The following is a 19097-nucleotide window of genomic DNA, read 5'->3' as shown; positions in this document are numbered from 1 at the left end:
AACGTCCGCGGCGACGGCAACATCGTCGGCGACGACAACGACGGCAACCTCGTCGGCGACGGAGACGGCAACGTGGTCGGCGACGACAACCAGGCCGTCACCGGCGACGGCAACACCACCTCGTTCGGCTCCGGCGACGCCACCAGCGTCGACGTCGGCGGCGACTTCAGCGCCGACGACGGCTCCTCGATCGCCATCGGCGGCAACTCGCAGGTCGACAACAGCGACAACTCGGTGAACGACTCGTTCAACGACCAGAGCGACAACTCGGTCAACGACTCGTTCAACAACGACACCGACGTGGACGTCGACATCGACGACTCGTTCCAGGACAACAGCGACAACTCCACGGACGACTCGTTCAACGACAACAGCTCCAACTCCGTGGACAACTCGTTCACCTCCTGACCCACCGGGCGCACCCGCGTCGGCCCCGTCCTCCCGTGCGGAGGGCGGGGCCGACGCGCGTCCGGAGCCGGACGGCGCCACGCCCACCCACCGGGACCCGTCCGGGTGATCCGCCGCTCGCCGCAGGCCACCTGACCTGCGACGTCCACAGACCACCCCGGAACACCCCGCAGCTGCGGGCGGCGCGATCCCCCGATCCCCCTACGATCGCGCCCCAGCACCCCGAAGCACCGCGGTGAGCGGACTCTGGCCGATCCCCGATGGCCCGGGGCACCGCCCGCCCTAGCTTTGTCACCACGACGCCGGGACCGCCTCCCGGCACCAGGTAGCGACACACCTAGGAGAACGCGATGACCACCTCGACCTCGCTGATCGAGTTCCTGCTCAGCCTGCTGCGCGACCCCGACGCCCTGGCCGCCTACCAGGACGACCCCGAGGGCTACCTGGCCTCCTGCGGCCTCGAGGGCATCTCGCCCGCCGAGGTGCACGACGCGCTGGTGCTCATCGAGGACAACCAGGAGGCGGACTTCAGCCGCGACTACAACACCGGCGGCAACCAGCAGGTGCACGTCCCGCCGCCGCCCCCCGCGCCGGCGCCGGCCCCCGGCCAGTCCGAGCACGAGGCCGCCATCCAGTACATCAACAACTACGTCACCAACAACTTCATCGACGACCGCGACACCATCACCGACAACTCGATCAACCAGCAGATCGACACCGGTGGCGGCGACTTCGACCAGGACATCGACGTCGACTCGGTCGTGGCCTCCGGCGACGGCGCGGTGGCCGCGGGCGACGACATCTCCGGCTCCACCATCGTGACCGGCGACGACAACCAGGTCGGCGACGGAAACGTCCGCGGCGACGGCAACATCGTCGGCGACGACAACGACGGCAACCTCGTCGGCGACGGAGACGGCAACGTGGTCGGCGACGACAACCAGGCCGTCACCGGCGACGGCAACACCACCTCGTTCGGCTCCGGCGACGCCACCAGCGTCGACGTCGGCGGCGACTTCAGCGCCGACGACGGCTCCTCGATCGCCATCGGCGGCGACTCGACCGTGGACAACACCGACAACTCGGTGAACGACTCGTTCAACGACCAGAGCGACAACTCGGTCAACGACTCGTTCAACACCGAGACCGATGTGGACGTCGACGTCGAGGACTCGTTCCAGGACAACTCCGACAACTCGGTCGAGGACTCGGGCAACGACAACAGCGAGAACAGCATCGACAACTCGACCACCTTCAGCTGAGCACCATCTACGAGGCGCTCCGCCACGCGGGGTAACCTGCCGTGGATGCGACTGTCGGCCCCGCCAACCCGGGAGTTCCCGCGGTGGCGGGGCCGGCTGCGTCGCCGGCCCGGGGAGCGCGTCGCGGGCCCGGTCCGCGGCGCCGAGCGTGAGGAGGCGGGGACGCCGTGGCGGTTCCGGCAGCGGTCGAGCTCGTCGACCTCGCCCTGAAGGCGACCGCCGCGTACGGGCGCCCCGACCTCGGCAGTCGGCTCGAGCACACGCGCAAGCGGCTGATCGACCCCGACGTCCGGGTGCTCATCGTCGGCGAGTTCAAGCAGGGCAAGAGCCAGCTGGTCAACGCGCTGGTGAACGCCCCGGTCTGCCCGGTCGACGACGACATCTCCACCGCCGTGCCGACGGTCGTCAAGCACGCCGAGACCGCCGTCGCGTGGGTGGTCCGCGAGCCGGAGGGCGAGGGCACGCCGCAGCGCACCGAGGTCCCGGTGGGCAAGCTGGCCGAGCACGTGTCCGAGGGCGGCAACCCGGGCAACCGCAGCCGGTTGAGCTACGCCGAGGTGGGGCTGCCCCGCAAGCTGCTGGCCGGCGGGCTGGTCCTGGTCGACACCCCCGGTGTCGGCGGGCTGGCCTCGGCGCACGGCGCGGCCACGATGTCGGCGCTGCCCAGCGCGGACGCCGTGCTGCTGGTCTCCGACGCCGCCCAGGAGTACACCGGCCCGGAGCTGGAGTTCCTGCGCTCGGCGATGGCGCTGTGCCCGAACGTGGCCTGCGTGCTCACCAAGACCGACCTCTACCCGCACTGGCGGCGGATCCGGGAGCTCAACGAGGGCCACCTGCGCACCGCCGGGATCGAGGCCGACATCCTGCCGATCTCCTCGGCGCTGCGGCTGCACGCGGCGAAGACCCAGGACAAGGAGCTGATGGAGGAGTCCGGGTTCACCGAGCTCATCCAGTTCCTGCTGCGCCGGGTGGTGGCCCGCGCCGACGACCTGGACCGCCGCTCGACCAGCCAGGACGTGCTCGCCGTCGCCGACCAGCTCAACACCGAGTTCAAGTCCGAGCTGGCCGCCCAGGAGAACCCCGAGCGCGCCGCGGCGCTGGTCTCGGAGCTGCAGCGGGCCAAGGCCCGGGCCGACGAGCTCAAGCAGCGCACGTCGCGCTGGCAGATCACCCTCAACGACGGGGTGGCCGACCTGCAGTCCGACATCGACTACGACCTGCGCGACCGGCTCCGCGCGACCGGCCGGGAGGCCGAGGAGCTGATCGACGCGGCCGACCCGGCCGACATCTGGGAGCAGTTCTCCGAGTGGCTGCACCAGCAGGTGGCCGCGGCGGCCTCGGCCAACTTCGTGTGGGCGGCCGAGCGGGCCCGCTTCCTGGCCGGGCAGGTGGCCGAGCACTTCGCCGAGGGCGCCGACATCCCGCTGCCGGACCTGCGCTTCGACCAGTCGCAGAGCATCGCGGGCAAGGTCGAGGCGCTGGCCAAGCCGGAGGTCGAGAAGTTCGGGGTCGGGCAGAAGCTGTTCACCGGCATGCGCGGCGGCTACGGCGGCATGCTGATGATCGGCATGGCGACCACGGTGGCCGGCCTCGGCCTGCTCAACCCGGTCTCGCTGGGCGCCGGCCTCCTGTTCGGCGGCAAGACCGTCCGCGACGAGCGCAAGCGCCTGCTGGCCAAGCGCAAGAGCGACGCCAAGCAGGCCGTCCGCAGGCACATCGACGAGGTGACGTTCCAGGTGGGCAAGGGCTCGCGGGACATGCTGCGGCGCACCCAGCGCTCGCTGCGCGACCACTTCTCCAGCCTGGCCGACGAGGTCAGCACCTCGCTCGCGCAGTCGGTGATGGCCGCGCAGAACGCCGTGAAGACCGACACCAGCCAGCGGGAGCGGCGCATCCGCGACCTCAAGGCCGAGATCGCCCGGCTCGACGCGATGGCCGAACGCGCCCGCAAGCTGGCCGCGGGCGTCAAGCCGCAGGCCGCGGTTCCGGTGGGGAAGGCTTCGTGACCCACCCCCCGATGTCGCACGCCGCCCCGCCGCTCGGCTCCGTCGTCCGGATGCTGCTGCGCCGCACGATCGACACCTACCGCGACAGCCCGCAGGCCGCGGGCTGGCTGGAGCACAACCTGTCCCGGTTCGACGAGCCGCTGCGCGTCGCCATCGCCGGGAAGGTGAAGGCAGGCAAGTCCACGCTGCTCAACGCCCTGGTCGGGGAGCAGATCGCGCCCACCGACGCCGGCGAGTGCACGCGCATCGTCACCTGGTACCGCGACGCCCAGGTGCCCAAGGTGATGATGTTCCCGCGGTCGGCGCCGCCCCGGCAGCTGACGATCTCGCGCGGTTCCGGCGGGCTCAGCTTCGACCTGCAGGGCACGCCCGTGGAGCAGGTCGACAAGCTCGACGTGCAGTGGCCGTCGCAGAGCCTGCGCACCCAGACGCTGATCGACACGCCCGGCATCGCCTCGCTCTCCCGGGACGCCTCGGCCCGCGCCGGCGCCTTCCTGGCCCCGGACGACTCCCCGAGCCAGGCCGACGCCGTCATCTACCTGATGCGCCACCTGCACGCCACCGACGTGCGGTTCCTGGAGTCGTTCTACGACCAGGGCGTGGCCAAGGCGACCCCGATCAACACCATCGCGGTGCTGTCGCGGGCCGACGAGATCGGCGTCGGCAGGCTCGACGCGCTCAGCTCGGCGCGCCGGATCGCCCGCCGCTACCGGGCCGACGAGAAGATCCGCGGGCTGTGCCAGACGGTGGTCGCGGTGGCCGGGCTGCTCGCCGAGACCGGGCGCACCATGCGCCAGGACGAGTTCGCCGCGCTGACCCAGCTGTCCGCGCTGCCCCGCGCCGAGATCGACGCCATGCTGCTGTCGGCCGACCGCTTCTCGCGCACCGATCCCGACAGCACCGACGTCCCCGACCGCGAGGCCAGGGCGAAGCTGATGGAGCGGTTCGGGCTGTTCGGGGTGCGGCTGTCCACCACGCTCATCCGCCAGGGCATGACCGACCCGACGGCCATCTCCACCGAGCTGGTCAAGCGCAGCGGGCTCGACGACCTGCGCACCGTGCTGAGCACCCAGTTCGCCGAGCGGCGCGACCTGCTCAAGGCGCGCTCCGCGCTGCTGGCGATCGACCTCGTGCTCACCCGCGAGCCGCGCCCGGCGTCGGCACCGCTGGCGGCGGAGGTCGAGCGGATCCTGGCCGGCGCGCACGAGTTCGCCGAGCTGCGGCTGCTCTCCACGCTGCGCTCGGGGACGGTCAAGCTGGCCCCCGACGTGCTCGCCGAGGCCGAGCGCCTGCTCGGCGCCGACGGCGGCTCCGCGGCGGCGCGGCTGGGGCTCGACCCCGGCACCGGCCCGGACGAGCTGCGCGCGGCCGCGCTGGACGCCGCGACCCGGTGGAAGCGCCGCTCGGAGAGCCCGATGTCGGGCCGCGCGGTCGCCGACGTGGCCCGGCTCGTGGTCCGCAGCTGCGAGGGCGTGCTGGCCGGTCTGCAGCGCTGAGGCCCGCCGCTCGAACGGCGCAGCCGATCGGCTCGATCGTGGCCTTGTGGGGCCACCGGCCGTGCGGCACCGTCGTCCGGGGCCCTCGGCCCCCCGGCCCTCCTGGGGGCCGTGCGGCACGCTCCCCGGGAGAACGACCATGACCCACCGCTCCGCGCTGCGCGCGGTCGCAGCCGCGGCGCTCGGCCTGCTGCTCACCACCGCGGGCGCCACCTCGGCCGCCGCCGAACCGGCCGCGCCCGACCCGCTGAACCGGGCGCTGCAGCAGGAGCTCGGCGTGTCGGCCGCCCGGGTCGACGAGCTCCTGGCCGCGGAGTCCGCGGCCGCCGCGGCCGTCCCGGGCTGGCGCGACCGGCTCGGGGCCGCCTACGGCGGCGCCTGGGTGCGGGACGGCGCGCTCGTCGTCGCCACCACCGACCCGGCCTCGACCGCCGTCATCGAGGCCGGCGGAGCCCGGCCGCGGCTCGCCGCGCACTCCGCAGGCGAGCTGGACGCCGTCCAGGCGAAGCTGGACGCCGCCGCGACCGCCGTGGCCGAAGCCGTCGGCACCTGGTACGTCGACCCGGTCACCAGCTCGGTGGTCGTGACCACGACCGACCGGGCCGCGGCCGAGTCGTTCGTCGCCGCGGCCGGGGCCGCCGCCGACCCCGTGCGAATCGAGGTGGTTGCCGACACCCCCGAGCCCTTCGCCGCCCTCGTCGGCGGCGCGGCGATCCTCGCGGTGGCCGGCGGGCGCTGCTCGATCGGGTTCTCCGCCACCTCGACCGCCGGCACCGCCTTCGTCGTCACCGCGGGGCACTGCACCGAGGTCGGCGGCGACTGGACCGGCGCCGACGGCGTGGTCATCGGCCCGTCCGCGGCCACCGACTTCCCCGGCGACGACTTCGGCGCCGTCCGGGTCGCCGACACCGCCGCCTGGACCCCCACCGCCGAGATCGCCGGTTCCCTCCCGGTGACCGGGTCGCGGGAGGCCGCGATCGGCGCCTCGATCTGCCGCTCCGGCTCGACCACCGGGCTGCGCTGCGGGACGGTCTTCTCCCACAACGCCACGGTCAACTACGGCCGCGGCGACGTCGTGCGCGGCCTGACCGGCACCACCGCCTGCGCCGAACCCGGCGACTCCGGCGGCTCGTTCGTCGCCGGCACGCAGGCGCAGGGGATGACGTCGGGCGGTTCGGGGGACTGCCGGATGGCGGGGCTGACGTACTTCCAGCCCGTGAACGAGGCGCTGGGCCGGTACGGGCTCGACCTGGTCACCGCGGCCCCGCAAGCCTAGAACAGGGCAGGAACCCCGTCAGTCCGTCGCCGGTGCGGCCGCGGCCCGCTCGGTGACCTCGATGTAGTGCCGCAACGCCCGCCGGGACGCCGAGAGCGCGTCGATGCGGTCGTCGAGCCCGCGCAGCCGCACGCGGAGCGTGTCCAGCAGCTCGGGGCAGGGCTCCAGGTCCGGTCCGTCGCCGGTGGCGCAGGGCAGGACGACCGCGATGTCCTCCGTGGAGAGCCCCGCCTCCAGCAGCCCGCGGATCTGCAGCACCACCAGCTCGGCGTCCTCGCCGTACTCGCGGTAGCCGTTGGCGCCCCGCTCGGCCCGCAGCAGGCCCTTGGCCTCGTAGTAGCGCAGCAGGTGGGCACCGACGCCGGTGCGCCTGCTGAGGTCGCCGATCAGCACCGCGACCCCCTGGGGTTGACCTTCACACCGGTATCAACGTCGACGATCCTGCCACGGCTGCCGCCGCCACCGGAACGACACGGGAGCATGCGATGCACGACGTGGACACGACCACCCCCAGCAGCGTCACCGTCCTGGGACTCGGGCTGATGGGACGCGCCCTGGCCGGCGCGTTCCTGGACGCCGACCTGCGCACCACGGTGTGGAACCGCACAGCCGCGAGAGCCGATCCGCCGGCCGGGGCGCTGCGGGCGGGCTCCGCCCGGGAGGCCGCGGCGGCGAGCCCGTTGGTGGTGGTCTGCGTGACCGACCACGACGCCGCCCGCGCGGTGGTCGAGCCGCTGGCCGACGTCCTCGCCGGGCGGGTGCTGGTGAACCTCAGCTCGGGCACGTCCGACCAGGGCCGGGAGCTCGCGGCGTGGGCGGCCGCGCACGGCATCGGGTTCCTCGACGGGGTGATCTCGGTGGCGCCCGCCGCGATCGGCGGGCCGGAGGCGGTGGTCCTCTACAGCGGCTCGCGCGCCGCCTTCGACGCCCACGAGCCGGTGCTGCGCAGGCTGGGCGGGGGCACCGGGTACGTCGGGGAGGACGCCGGCTCCGCCGCGCTCTACGAGATGGCGACGCTGAGCCTGATGTGGGGCACCCTCAACGGCTTCCTGCACGGCGCGGCGCTGCTCGGCGCGGCCGGGGTCGACGCGGTGTCCTTCGCCCCGGTCGCCGACCGGGCGGTGGCCACGACGGCGGGTTGGCTCGCGGGCTTCGCCGGGCAGATCGACGCGGGCGACTACCCGGCCGACGGCTCCCCGATCGACGTCCACCTGGCGGCGATGGGGCACCTGGTGCGGGAGAGCGAGGCCCGTGGCGTGGACGCCGAGCTGCCGAGGCTGTGGCGGGCCGTCGCCGAGGAGGCGGTCGCCCGGGGCCGCGGCGGGGAGGGCTACGCGGCGCTGGTCGACCGGTACCGCCCGGGCGCGCGGGGACGCGGCCCCGCCGGGGCTCAGCCGCCGGTCGGCGGGTCGATCGGGCCGGTGCCCGCCGCGGACGCGCGGTAGTAGCGGCCGAGCGGGGCGCCGTCGGCGTCGAGCAGCACGAGGTCGGGGCCGTCGAGTGCGACCCGGCGGGCCAGCTCCACCTGGGTGGCCACGTCGACGTTGCCCTCGCAGCCGATCAGGGTGCGGAGCTGGGGCGCGGTGGCCAGGAACCCGCCGTCGGCCCCGACCAGCCAGCTCCCGTCGGCGGCGTTGCAGCCGTCCGAACCGGTCCAGGTGCCGGCCTCCTCGAAGGTCAGGAAGGCCGGGGAGGTGGCGCCGCGCGGGAACCAGTGGCCGAGCAGTTCGGGGGCGGTCAGCGGGACGAGCGGCGCGGGGACCGGGGCCGCCGGCGCGGTGCGCCGCCGCTCGGCCGGGTCGGGCTCGCGGTCGGGGTCGACCATGTCCGCCGGCTGCGGCAGCGGCCGGGTCGCCGACCGGTCGGGCAGCAGCCGGGCGACGGGCGCGCCGGAGCGGTCCAGCAGCACCCGGGCGTCGCCGTCGACCCGGAACCCGGCCGCCGCGGCCAGCCACCGCGGCGTCGGGTCGGCCGGATCGATGTGCGCGCTGCCCCCGGCGGCGCCGATGCGCGCCAGGAAGCGACCGGTCGGGTCGGCCCGCCAGGTGCCGGTCAGCGTCCGGACGCCCTCCCGCACCTCGATGGCGCGCGGGTCGATGAGCACCCGGTGGTCGGTGCCCTCGAGCAGCCACCGGCCGGGCAGCGCGGCCGGGTCGGTGTCGGTGGCGTCGACGGGCGCGCCGGTGGGGGTCCGGGCGGCGGCCACGGTCAGCGCCGGGGCGGCGCCCGCGCAGCCGGCCGGCAGGGTCAGCGCGGCGAGCAGGATCAACAGCGGGAGGCGCGGCATGCCCGGGAGACGGACGGGGGGCACCCGCCGGTTGGGCGGCGCGGCGAACCCGCCCCCCGGTTCACCCGCGCGGCGCACCCGGTCAACCCTCGCCGCTGCCCACGATCTGGCGCAGGTGCGCGAACAGCTCGCCGCGGCTGCCCGAGCCGAGGCGCTGGCGCATGCGGGCCACGTGGTGCTCGACCGTCTTCGCCGAGATGAACAGCTGCTCGCCGATCTGCTTGTAGGTCATCCCCTCCAGCACCAGCGCCGCCACCTCGCGCTCGCGGTCGCTGAGCGGGCCCTCGCCCTCCGGCGCCGCGTCGACCGGCTCGGACCGCGCCGGACCGGGCACCGGCCCGGGGCCCGCCTGGTCGGCGACGTCGCCGCCGGTGGGCGCCGGGCGGGTCGGCGGGCCGCTGCTCTGCAGGGCGCGGGCACAGCCGAGCAGGTCGCTCATCGCCTTGCGGTCGCGCGTGCGGATGGCGGCCTGGCCGGCCAGCTTGCCGCCGTCCCAGGTGAGCCCGACGGCGTGCAGGCCGCGGGCGGCCGCCTCGACGCCCTCCGCGTCGACCTCGGAGGCCAGCAGCCGCACCCAGTGCGGTGCGGCCGCGGCCATCGCGGCCGCGTAGCGGCTGCCCCCGGCGGCGGCCTGCACGGCCGCGGCGTGCTGGGCCGCGGCCTCGGCGTCCTCGGCGAGGATCGCGGCCTGCAGCGCCGACCAGTGCAGCGACGCCGCCCACAGGGCCGGGTTGCCGAGGCGGTCGAGCAGCGCGGCGGCCTCGTCGAGGTGCGGGCGGACCCAGCTGGCCTCGCGCAGCCGGGTGGCCGCGATCGACAGCTCGCCCAGCTGCTGCAGGACGAAGAGGTCGACGGGGTGCCGCACGATCGCCTCCCTGGCCCGGCTCCATGCCGGCATGAGCGAGGCCAGGTCGCCGGTGCGGCGGGCCAGCGCCACCTCCAGGGCCGCGGCCAGGAACTCGTCGCGCGGCTCCAGGTCGGTCCCGCAGGCGGTCAGCGCGGCCCGGGCGGCGGGCGTGGCCCCGCGCATCAGCGCGATCCACCCCAGCAGCAGCCGGTGGCGCAGCACCGCGGACCGGCCGCCCAGCTCCACCCGCACCGCCCGGTCGAGCACCGACTGCGCGACGTCCAGCTCGCCGCAGTGCACCGCGACCAGCGCGGCCAGCGCGGCCGGTGTGTCGGGCAGCAGCGGGGCCCGGTGGCTGGACTCCAGCAACGACGCGGCCCGGGTGAGCTGGGACAGGGCGGCGGTCGGCGAACCGGCCACCGAGTCGTAGACGCCCTGCGCCATCAGCTCCTCGGCCCCGGCGAGCAGGGTCGGCGGGCGCGTCGGGCGCCCGGGTGCCGGGACCGGGCCGCGCAGCACCTCGCGGGCCTCCTCCAGCGCCCCGGTGCCGATCAGCGCGGGCACGGCCGACACGGCCGCGCTGCCCATCGAGGCGCTGCCCAGCCAGCGGTAGACCTCGGCGCTGCGGGCCAGCATCCCGCGCCGGGCCAGCACCGCGGCCGCCACCGTCCCGGCGCGCACGACGTCGGCCGGGGCGACGTCGTCGGCGGCGGAGAGCACCAGGTCGGCCTGGGTGAGCGCGAGGTCGAGGTCGCCCTGCAGCACGGCGACCTCGGCCCGCCTGCCGGCCAGGTCGACCGCCGGGGCGCCGGCCGCGACCGCGGCCTCCAGCAGCTCCCCAGCGCCCGGCGCGCCGGTGCGCACCGCCTCCTCGGCGGCCGCGGAGTAGACCTCGGCGACCCGGGCCCCGGCGGCCCCGGTGCCCAGCAGGCCGCGGGCCACGGCCAGCAGGCTGCCGCCCCGGTTGAGCTCGATCTCGGCCAGCGCCCGGCGCACCTCCAGCTGGGCGGCGGGCGGGGTGCGGGTGAGCACAGCGGTGGACACCAGCGGGATGGCCCGGCCCTCCATGGTGAGCAGCCCGGCCGCCCTGGCCCGTTCCAGCAGGGCGTCGAGCCGGGCCCCGCCCTCCTCCTCGGGCAGCCCGAGCAGCGGGACCAGCACCTCGGTCTCCAGCGGTGCGCCCAGCGCGACGGCGAGCAGCAGGTCGGCCACGTCCTGGCCCTCGCCCTGCACGGCGTAGCCGAGCTGCACCAGCAGGCCGGCAGGCGGATCGGCGGAGAGCCCGCGGGCCCGGTCGCCCGGCTGGTCGGCCAGGGCCTCCAGCAGCCGGTCGACCAGCGCGGGCATCCCGGCCGTGCGGTGGTGGACGCGCCGGGCGAGCTCGTCGGTGGCGACCCGCTCGAGGCCGCGCTCGGCGAGCAGCCGGACGGCGCGCGCGGCCACGCCCCGCTCGTCGAGCTCGGCGAGCACGACCGGCGGACGGGCGGCGGCCAGCGCGACGCCCAGCGCCGCCGACCCCACTGGCCGGGGCCACGGGCGGTGCGCGACGACCATGTGCCCCTCGCGGCCGGTGGCCAGCCGGGTCAGCCGGGCGAGGGTGTCGGGGTCGAGCAGGTGGGCGTCGTCGACCAGCAGCGCGGTGCCGGCGGGCAGGGCGTCCAGGTCGGGGCCGGGCACCTCGCGCCGGACGGTCGTCCCGGCGACCTGGAACGCCGCGGCCAGCACGTCCAGCAGCACGGTCTTGCCGGTGCCCCCGGAGCCGACGACGTCGACGCGGCGCAGCGCGGCCGACCCGGCGACGGCCTCGCGGACCAGCCGCTGGGCGAGCGGGGAACCGGCGACGGCGGCCTCGGGGCCCGCCGGTGCGCTCGACTGCGGCCGGGCGTCGGACGCGGTGCGCGGCGGGACCTGCGCTGGACCGTGCGGGGTCCGCCCGTGGACCACTCCGGACGGTCGCGACATGATCGACACCCCGTTCTCGCTCGCGCAGGCCGGCTACCGCGCTGCTGAGAGGACAGAGCCGGGCCGCGCGCCGAGCGTACTAAACGTGGTGCGTGTCACTCTGCGGGTGTTGATCCTGAGAGGGTGATCAGCGGGGCGGGTCGGCGACCGGCGCCATCGGCGCGCCACCGGTGCCGAGCAGGCGCTGCCACGTGGGCAGGTCCGGTTGCGCCGGGACCGGCCCGGGACGGGCCTCGACCAGCACCCGGACCGCCGCGCGGACGTCCGGGTCGCCCGCTCTCCGGGTGGCGGTGGTGGCGAGCACCGGCCAGGACTCGCCGCCGAGCAGGCCGTTGACCTCCTCGGCCCCGGTGCCGGTCTGGAACGCCCGCACCGCGCGGTCGGTGGCGGGGTCGAAGACGCCGGTCGGCGCGGCCTCGGCGATCCCGGCGGCGCGCAGCAGGTGCTGGGCCGCCAGCACCTCCGGGCCGGTGTCGCCGCCGCGCAGCAGCGGCCAGGTCGCCCTGGCCGCGTGGGCGCCCTCCACCCGGCGGCCGAGCAGCCCGGCGACCTCGTCGCGCAGGATCGGCAGCAGGCCGTAGAGCCGGTCCCCCGGGCAGGCGGTGTTCTTGAAGTCGCGGTGCCCGACGATCTCGATGGGGTTGATGCGGTAACGGGCGCAGATGTAGGCGCAGGTCTGGCGCAGCCGCTCCCACAGCAGCGGCGGCGGGTCGGTGTCGGTGTAGGTGCCCTCGTTCTCGATGCCGATCGCCACGACGTTCTGCCCCGTGCAGTGGCTCCCCTCGACGACGGACGTGCCGCCGTCGAGGAGTTCGACGCTGCGGTGGCGGCCCTCCATGACCCACCCGCCGCGGCTGATCGTGAAGTGCTGGCCGGTGTCGGTCCAACCCCGCCGGTCCATGTGGAAGGCCTGGATGGACCGGGCCAGACCGGCCGCGGCCTCCGGGCTGTGGTCGGCGGTGTTCGGGGTGGCCGTGTGGTGCACGAGGATCCGCACCGCGCGCCGGCGGTGGACGGTCGGGGGCGCGGCGGGCGGGCGGGCGCCCCACTCGGCGCAGCCGGCGAACGGCGGGCGCTCGGCGGTGGCCCGCGCCGTGCCGGCCCCCAGCGCCATGCCCCCGACCGTGAACAGGCCCGTCACCCCGCCGGCCAGCAGCGTGCGACGCGACAACCCCGGGGCTCCCTCCTCGTCGACACCCACGGTGGCCCCTCTCCGAACGCCGTCCCACCGCCGAACCCGGCCGAGGGCATGTGCAGGAGGATCGAGCGCGCCGGATGCGCCCACCACGCGTGCCGCCGGAACGGGTGACCCCCGGGCCGGGGGGAGTCGGTGGGCGGTTCACCTTGTCGGGGTTACCGGCGAGTAATAGACTCGGTTACCGACGGGTAGGCCGAGGCGCGCGAGGAGCACGACGACATGGGCCACTTCAGGAGCAACCTCCGCGACCTCGAGTTCACCCTCTTCGAGGTGTTCCGCGTGCAGGACCGGCTGGGCACCGCCCCCTTCGAGGACGTCGACCTCGACACCGCGCGCAGCGTGCTCACCGAGCTGAACGCCCTGGCCACCGGCCCGCTGGCGGAGTCCTTCGCCGACGCCGACCGCAACCCGCCGGTCTTCGACCCGGCCACCCACTCGGTCGTGCTGCCCGAGTCGCTCAAGGCCTCCTACCGCGCCCTGTGGGACGGCGAGTGGTGGCGCCTCAGCCTCCCCGCCGCGCTCGGCGGGCTCGGCGTGCCGCCCAGCGTCCAGTGGGCGGCGGCCGAGCTGGTGCTCGGGTCCAACCCCGCGGTGTTCATGTACATGGCCGGCCCGAACTTCGCCGCCGTCATCCACGACCGCGGCACCGAGCTGCAGCGGCACTGGGCCCAGCTGATGATCGACAAGGGCTGGGGCGCCACCATGGTGCTCACCGAGCCCGACGCGGGCTCCGACGTCGGCGCCGGGCGCACCCGGGCGACCCTCCAGCCCGACGGCACCTGGCACGTCGAGGGCGTCAAGCGCTTCATCACCTCGGGCGAGCAGGACCTGACCGAGAACATCGTGCACCTGGTGCTGGCCCGCCCCGACGGCGCGCGGCCCGGCACCAAGGGGCTGTCGCTGTTCCTGGTGCCCAAGTTCCACTTCGACCCGCAGACCGGCGAGCTGGGCGAGCGCAACGGCGCCTACGTCACCGGCGTCGAGCACAAGATGGGCCTCAAGGCCTCCACCACCTGCGAGCTGACCTTCGGCCAGCACGGCACCCCCGCCGTCGGGTACCTGCTGGGCGAGGTGCACGACGGCATCGCGCAGATGTTCGACGTCATCGAGTACGCCCGGATGATGGTGGGCACCAAGGCCATCGGCACCCTCTCGGCCGGCTACCTGGCCGCCCTGGAGTACGCCAAGCAGCGCGTGCAGGGCGCGGACATGGTCGCGATGATGGACAAGTCCGCGCCGCGGGTCACCATCACCCACCACCCCGACGTGCGCCGCAGCCTCATGCTGCAGAAGTCCTACGCCGAGGGCCTGCGCGCCCTGTACACCTACGCGGCCACCGTCCAGGACGAGATCCGCATCGGCCAGGCCGCCGGGCAGGACGTCACGACCGCCGAGCGCGTCAACGACCTGCTGCTGCCGATCGTCAAGGGCGTCGGCTCGGAGCGCGCCAGCGAGCTGCTGCTGCAGTCGCTGCAGACCCTCGGCGGCTCCGGCTACCTGCAGGACCACCCCGTCGAGCAGTACATCCGCGACGCCAAGATCGACTCGCTGTACGAGGGCACCACCGCCATCCAGTCCCTCGACTTCCTGTTCCGCAAGGTCGTCCGCGACAACGGCCAGGCACTGGGCCACGTCACCGCCGAGATCACCACCTTCCTGGCCGCCGAGACCGGCAACGGCAGGCTCAAGGAGGAGCGGGCGCTGCTGGCCACCGCCCTGGCCGACGTGCAGGGCATGTTCGGCGCCGTCACCGGCTTCCTGGCCGGCTCCCTGGAGGACCCGACCAACGTCTACAAGGCGGGCCAGCACAGCGTCCGACTGCTCATGGCCGTGGGCGACCTGCTCGTCGGCTGGCTCCTCCTGCGCCAGGCCGACGTGGCCCTGGCCGCCCTCGGCGACCCCACCTCCGCCCGCGACCAGTCCTTCTACGAGGGCAAGGTCGGCGCCGCACGGTTCTTCGCCCGCACGGTGCTGCCCCAGCTCACCGCCCAGCGCACGATCATCGAGAACGCCGACAACGCCCTGATGGAGCTGCCCGAAGCAGCCTTCTGACGCCCACCGGGCTGTCGAGCGAGTGGTCCCCTCGCCCAACCGATCCCGCCCGTCCTCGAGCGAATGGCGCGCTCGCGCAAGAGGGTGGGCCGAACGCGCCACTCGCTCGCTCGCGGCCCTGCCCTGCCCTGCCCTGCCCTGCCCTGCCCTGCCCTGCCCTGCCCAACGAGAGTGACTCTCGCACCGCTCAGCGCAACGAAAGTCGCGCTCGTTCCACGGGACGCAACGAGAGCCGCGCTCGCTCCACCGAGCGCAACGAAAGCCGCGCTCGCTCCCCGCCCGATGCGGCGCGCAGCGCCGCGAGGCGAGGAGCCCCCAGGCGCGCCAGCGCCCCCACTCCTCTCCCGAGGCCCCTGCTGTCACGTCGGCACGCTCAGACGTGCACGCCCGGAAGGCCCCCGCACCCTCCGCTCCCAACCGCAGCGCGCTCCATGCCAACCGTGCGGGGGTCTTCCGGGCGTGCAACCCTGGGCGGGTCGACGTGACGGCAGGGGCCGAGCCCCTGCTTGATCCGAGGTCGCCCGCCGCGCAGGCGCGCTCTTCACCTGTCCGAGAGCTGAGCCTCGGGCTGGGCGCGCCACCCGCCAACGCTGCGGCCTACTGCGCCTCCGGCGGCGCCTCCGCGGCGAGCGACCTCAGCTCCAGCAGGGGGTGGGAAGTGCTCCCGGGGCGGGGTGGGCGCTGCGCGCCCCGCCGGGCTCGGCCCGGCTCGCGGCGCTGCACGCCGCCTCGCCCGGACGAGCGCGGCTTTCGTTGCGCCCGGTCGAGCGAGCGCGACTCTCGTCCCACCCGGCGAGCGAGTGGCGCGGCGGCCCAGTCTCCTAGGGCGAGCGCGCCGTTCGCTCAACCAGGGCGGGAGAGGTCGGGGGGGCGCGTTCGGCCTGCGTCGTTGGGCGAAGGCGCCACTCGCTCAACCGGGGCGGACGCGGCCCGGGTCGGCGGAGCGAGCGCGACTCTCGTTGCGCCTCGTGGAGCGAACGCGACTTTCGTCCCGCCCCGCCGGGCGGATGGCGCGAGGGGTGGACTGACTACGTCGAGATGTAGGACTGCAGCTGCTCGCGCTCGGACTCGAGCTGGTCGATGCGGGCCTTGACCAGGTCGCCGATGCTGACGATGCCGATGAGTTCGCCGTCCTGCAGGACCGGTAGGTGCCGGAAGCGGCCGGTGGTCATGATGCGGGCCAGGTCGACGACGGCGTCGCCGGGTGAGCAGGTGGTGACCGAGGTCGACATGATGTCGCGCACCGGGCCGGAGAGGAGGTCGGCGCCGCCGGTGTGGAGTCGGCGCACCACGTCCCGTTCGGACACGATGCCGACCAGGGTGCCGTCCTCGACGACCGGGAGGGCGCCCACGTTGTGGGTGGCCAGCTCGGCGATCAGGGAGCCGACGGTGGCCTCCGGTGGGATCGTGGCCACGTCACTGCCCTTGTTCCGCAGCACGTCTGCGATGCGCATGCCCGAACCCCTTAGCTTCGTCGCCACTGGTCGGTTCGAGAGTACGAAGCGTGACGCCCGGCCGGTAGTGCTGACGCACGACCGGGGCGGGTGGCCGCCCCGGTCGGAGCAGCTCAGCCGCCGCAGACGACGATCGGGACCGGGTTGTACTTCACGGTGCGGTTCTCGGTGCGGACCTCGCCCGTGGAGATCTCCTTGAGGGTGCGGGTGTCGGTGATGGTGAAGCCGGGTGCGCCGTTGCTGGCCACGCACTGCTCCCCGGCCGGCACGGTCACCGTCGACGGGCTGGTCGGGTTGGTCCGCGGCCCCGGGGTGGAGGTGACCTCGTAGCGCTTGGTGCCGTAGAGCCGCACCGTGAGCGTGGTCGGGGTCCACTCGGTCTGGATGAGCACGCCGGTCGGGTTGTCGTTGCGGAACTTCATGTCGATCGAGCCCTCGAACACCGTCGCCTCGCGGCCGGCCGGGTAGCGGCTGATGTAGAAGCTGTGCTCCTTGTGCTCGACGTCGACCATGCCGGCGAAGTAGGCGGCGTTGTAGAGGGTGGTGGCGACCTGGGAGACGCCGCCGCCGATGCCGCGGCCCGCGCGGCCGTTGTCGATGATGCCGGCCTCGACGTAGCCGTTGGAGGCGTCGCGGGGGGTGGTGGCCGCGTTGAGGCTGAACGTCTCGCCGGGCTGGACCACCATCCCGTTGATGACCTCGGCGGCGCGCTTGATGTTGCGCCCGGAGTCCTGGGCGAACCCACCGGTCTGGAACTCGCCGATGACCCCGCTGATGCCCAGGCCGCTGAGCTCGTCGGTGGTGAGCTCGGCCGGCTTGTCGGCGTAGACCGCGGTGATCTCGCGCTCGCCCTCGCCGGTGAGCACGGGAAGCAGGTCCTTCAGCGTGGCCGGGTAGTCGACCCCGCGGCCGTCCTTGGACGGGCTGACGATCGGCTGGCCGGTGGAGAAGTCGAGCGAGGCGTCCTTGCCGGGCGTCTCCGACGCGGCCAGCTGCGGGGTCAGCTCCTCGATCAGCAGTTCCTGGTTGAGCTCGGGCACCAGCCGGCCGGGCTCGCCGCGGAACGACAGCGCCGAGGCGATCACCTCCGGCTCCAGCGTGCCCTCGGTGCCCGCCTCGCCGACCACGGTGACCGGCGCGGAGACCGCGGGCTCGGCGACCTCGGCGATGGCCCGCTCGACGTCGGCGGGCGTGGTGACCGGCTCCTGCACGTCCAGCGGCAGCGCGATGGGCCCGGGCAGCACCCAGTCGGTGCGCAGCTGCTCGACCGCGGCCGGCACGTCGAGGTGCTGGCCGGGGACGGGCTGGACCGCGACGGGGGTGGTGTCGTCGAACTCGACGCCGCCCTCCACCGGCTCCTTGTCCATGATCGGCGAGAGCTCCTCGACGGCCGAGGTCAGCGCCGCGTCGTCGACGGTGCTGACCACGTCGAGCTCGCGCTCGGTGAAGAAGGAGGTGATCCGGGTGATCGGGTTGAGCGGCTGCGAGCCGACCTGGTCGAGCGTGCCCTGCCAGTCGACGCTCAGCCCGGCCTTCGCCGGGTCGATCTCGCTGGAGGCGTCGCCCAGGGTCACCGCGATGGGCCGGGTGGTGCGCGGCTCGATCTCGGCGCGCAGCCGCTGCTCGGCCTCCGCCAGGCCGAGGCCGCCGATCTCCTGGCCGGCCACGGTGACGCCGCGCGGCACGGAGCCGGAGCTGAGCGCCAGGTCGCCGGCGTAGAGGGCGGCGAGCACCCCGACGGCGACGGCGATCGGGAGGAGCAGCTTGCGCTTGCGGCGCGGCGAGCCACCGCTGCCGGAGCCGCCGCCCCGACCGCCGTACGGGCCGTCGGGGTCGTCCGGGTCGCTGTAGCCGTCGCCGTAGTCGTAGTCGCCGGCGGGTCCGGCGGCGGGGGCGAAGACGGTGGGGCGCGCGGCGGCCGGGGCGAGCGCGGTCGGCTCCTCGTCGCGGGGTGGGGCGGCGGCCGCGGTCGGGCGCTGCAGCCGCTGGGTCGGGGCGTCGACACCGGTCGGGCCGGGGTCGGCCGGTCGCCGCATGGCGGTGGTGGCCTGGTCGCCGACGGGCTCGGGGCGCGACCCGAGCGGGCGGGCCGCGGCCCCCGCACCGGCCGCGCGCACGGCGACGGTGGGGGACTCGTCGGCCGGGGGCCGGTTGCCGGTGCCCGGGTTCGCCGGCCGGTCGGCGCCCGGACGGGCCGTCGGCGGGACGACGGCGGTGCGCTCGTTCGCGGCCCCCGCGGCGGGTGACCACTCGGTGGGACGATCGGTGGGACGGTCGGTGGCCGGGACGGCGGTGGTGCGGGCGTCGGCCGGCGGGGCGGGCGCGGGGTCCGCGGTGCGCGCGGCCGGCCGATCGGTCGGGCTGCCGGTCGGGCTGGCGGGCGGGTCGTCGGCCGGGCTGCCGGTCGCGGGGCGGTCCGCCTCGGCCGCGACGGGCTCGGGGCGCGCGGGCGGGCGCGGTGTGCGCACGGTGGGGCTCTCGTCGGCCTGCTGCTCGGGGGCCGCCGGTGCCTCGGCCCGCGGCGACGGCTCGAACAGCGCCGCGCCACCCGGGGTGCCGCGCGAGCGCGTCCAGTCCTCGCTGGCCGGCACCCGGGACGGGATGCGCTGCGGGAGCGGAGCCGGGGACGGGACCTCGGGCTCGGCGGGGGCCTCGGCGGCGGCGGGCGCCGCCGGTGCGGCACCGTTCGCACTCGACGCGTCGGCGGCGGCCTCCTCGGTCACCCCGGTGGGCTCGACGGGCTCGGCGGCACCGTCCTGCGCGGTGGCCGGCGCATCGCGCTCGACGCGACCGTCCTCCGCGGCGTCCACGGGCGCGGTGCCACCGTCGCCGCGCTCTGTCACGTCCGG

The 19097-nt window shown here is 75.2% G+C and carries 12 protein-coding genes and 1 pseudogene; 7 read left to right on the top strand and 6 right to left on the bottom strand.

Translation table 11 applies throughout. The features are described from left to right. The 5 genes and pseudogenes from KDL28_RS18020 to KDL28_RS18000 all read left to right on the top strand — a co-directional run. Positions 1 to 408 (top strand): annotated as a pseudogene (locus KDL28_RS18020) (hypothetical protein); the annotation flags it as partial. Between the two features lie 350 nt (positions 409 to 758). Further along, on the top strand, positions 759 to 1670 hold the full coding sequence (locus tag KDL28_RS18015) for an IniB N-terminal domain-containing protein (RefSeq protein ID WP_252440079.1): 912 nt from the start codon (positions 759 to 761) through the stop codon (positions 1668 to 1670). A gap of 167 nt (positions 1671 to 1837) precedes the next feature. Continuing rightward, the gene (locus tag KDL28_RS18010) at positions 1838 to 3676 is read left to right on the top strand and encodes a dynamin family protein (RefSeq protein ID WP_252440077.1); all 1839 of its coding nucleotides are present in this window, start codon (positions 1838 to 1840) and stop codon (positions 3674 to 3676) included. Continuing rightward, positions 3673 to 5172, top strand: a complete 1500-nt coding sequence (locus KDL28_RS18005) for a dynamin family protein (protein WP_252440075.1) — start codon at positions 3673 to 3675, stop codon at positions 5170 to 5172. Before KDL28_RS18010 ends, KDL28_RS18005 begins: the two co-directional genes overlap by 4 nt. A gap of 139 nt (positions 5173 to 5311) precedes the next feature. Further along, positions 5312 to 6448 carry a S1 family peptidase gene (locus KDL28_RS18000; RefSeq protein ID WP_252440073.1) on the top strand — a complete coding sequence of 379 codons (1137 nt, stop codon included), beginning with the start codon at positions 5312 to 5314 and terminating at the stop codon, positions 6446 to 6448. An 18-nt stretch (positions 6449 to 6466) separates the two neighbouring features. Here KDL28_RS18000 and KDL28_RS17995 read toward each other — a convergent pair whose 3' ends face one another. Next, positions 6467 to 6841: a MerR family transcriptional regulator gene (locus KDL28_RS17995; protein ID WP_252440071.1), complete on the bottom strand. Its 375-nt coding sequence runs from the start codon at positions 6839 to 6841 to the stop codon at positions 6467 to 6469. A gap of 92 nt (positions 6842 to 6933) precedes the next feature. Between KDL28_RS17995 and KDL28_RS17990 the strand changes: the two genes are divergently transcribed. Next, on the top strand, positions 6934 to 7893 hold the full coding sequence (locus tag KDL28_RS17990; RefSeq protein WP_252440069.1) for an NAD(P)-dependent oxidoreductase: 960 nt from the start codon (positions 6934 to 6936) through the stop codon (positions 7891 to 7893). Here the strand turns inward: KDL28_RS17990 and KDL28_RS17985 are convergent. The 3 genes from KDL28_RS17985 to KDL28_RS17975 all read right to left on the bottom strand — a co-directional run bounded on the left by KDL28_RS17985 (position 7839) and on the right by KDL28_RS17975 (position 12715). Further along, complete coding sequence (locus KDL28_RS17985) at positions 7839 to 8735, bottom strand: META domain-containing protein (RefSeq protein ID WP_252440135.1); 897 nt, start codon at positions 8733 to 8735, stop codon at positions 7839 to 7841. The two genes, KDL28_RS17990 and KDL28_RS17985, sit on opposite strands and share 55 nt — an antisense overlap. An 82-nt stretch (positions 8736 to 8817) precedes the next feature. After that, positions 8818 to 11544: a helix-turn-helix transcriptional regulator gene (locus KDL28_RS17980; protein ID WP_252440067.1), complete on the bottom strand. Its 2727-nt coding sequence runs from the start codon at positions 11542 to 11544 to the stop codon at positions 8818 to 8820. Positions 11545 to 11671: 127 nt separating this feature from the next. After that, positions 11672 to 12715, bottom strand: coding sequence for a peptidoglycan recognition protein family protein (locus KDL28_RS17975; protein ID WP_252440065.1), 1044 nt, complete (start codon positions 12713 to 12715; stop codon positions 11672 to 11674). A 246-nt stretch (positions 12716 to 12961) separates the two neighbouring features. Between KDL28_RS17975 and KDL28_RS17970 the strand changes: the two genes are divergently transcribed. After that, complete coding sequence (locus tag KDL28_RS17970; protein WP_252440063.1) at positions 12962 to 14794, top strand: acyl-CoA dehydrogenase; 1833 nt, start codon at positions 12962 to 12964, stop codon at positions 14792 to 14794. A 1028-nt stretch (positions 14795 to 15822) separates the two neighbouring features. Here KDL28_RS17970 and KDL28_RS17965 read toward each other — a convergent pair. After that, positions 15823 to 16248, bottom strand: coding sequence for a CBS domain-containing protein (locus KDL28_RS17965; RefSeq protein WP_252440061.1), 426 nt, complete (start codon positions 16246 to 16248; stop codon positions 15823 to 15825). Between the two features lie 113 nt (positions 16249 to 16361). Then, positions 16362 to 19091, bottom strand: coding sequence for a VanW family protein (locus KDL28_RS41550; RefSeq protein WP_308216023.1), 2730 nt, complete (start codon positions 19089 to 19091; stop codon positions 16362 to 16364). Positions 19092 to 19097: the final 6 nt, after the last annotated feature.

The sequence above is a fragment of the Pseudonocardia humida genome, assembly GCF_023898865.1.
Classification (GTDB): domain Bacteria; phylum Actinomycetota; class Actinomycetes; order Mycobacteriales; family Pseudonocardiaceae; genus Pseudonocardia; species Pseudonocardia humida.
Note: the sequence above shows the minus strand (reverse complement) of the source record. Positions and strands in the feature narration are given on the sequence as shown.

Bases quoted from the DNA above. Each gene is read 5' to 3' on its own strand.
- KDL28_RS18015 (WP_252440079.1), top strand. From the start codon at position 759: ATGACCACCTCGACCTCGCTGATCGAGTTCCTGCTCAGCCTGCTGCGC.
- KDL28_RS18000 (WP_252440073.1), top strand. From the start codon at position 5,312: ATGACCCACCGCTCCGCGCTGCGCGCGGTCGCAGCCGCGGCGCTCGGC.
- KDL28_RS17990 (WP_252440069.1), top strand. From the start codon at position 6,934: ATGCACGACGTGGACACGACCACCCCCAGCAGCGTCACCGTCCTGGGA.
- KDL28_RS17985 (WP_252440135.1), bottom strand. From the start codon at position 8,735: ATGCCGCGCCTCCCGCTGTTGATCCTGCTCGCCGCGCTGACCCTGCCG.
- KDL28_RS17980 (WP_252440067.1), bottom strand. From the start codon at position 11,544: ATGTCGCGACCGTCCGGAGTGGTCCACGGGCGGACCCCGCACGGTCCA.
- KDL28_RS17970 (WP_252440063.1), top strand. From the start codon at position 12,962: ATGGGCCACTTCAGGAGCAACCTCCGCGACCTCGAGTTCACCCTCTTC.
- KDL28_RS17965 (WP_252440061.1), bottom strand. From the start codon at position 16,248: ATGCGCATCGCAGACGTGCTGCGGAACAAGGGCAGTGACGTGGCCACG.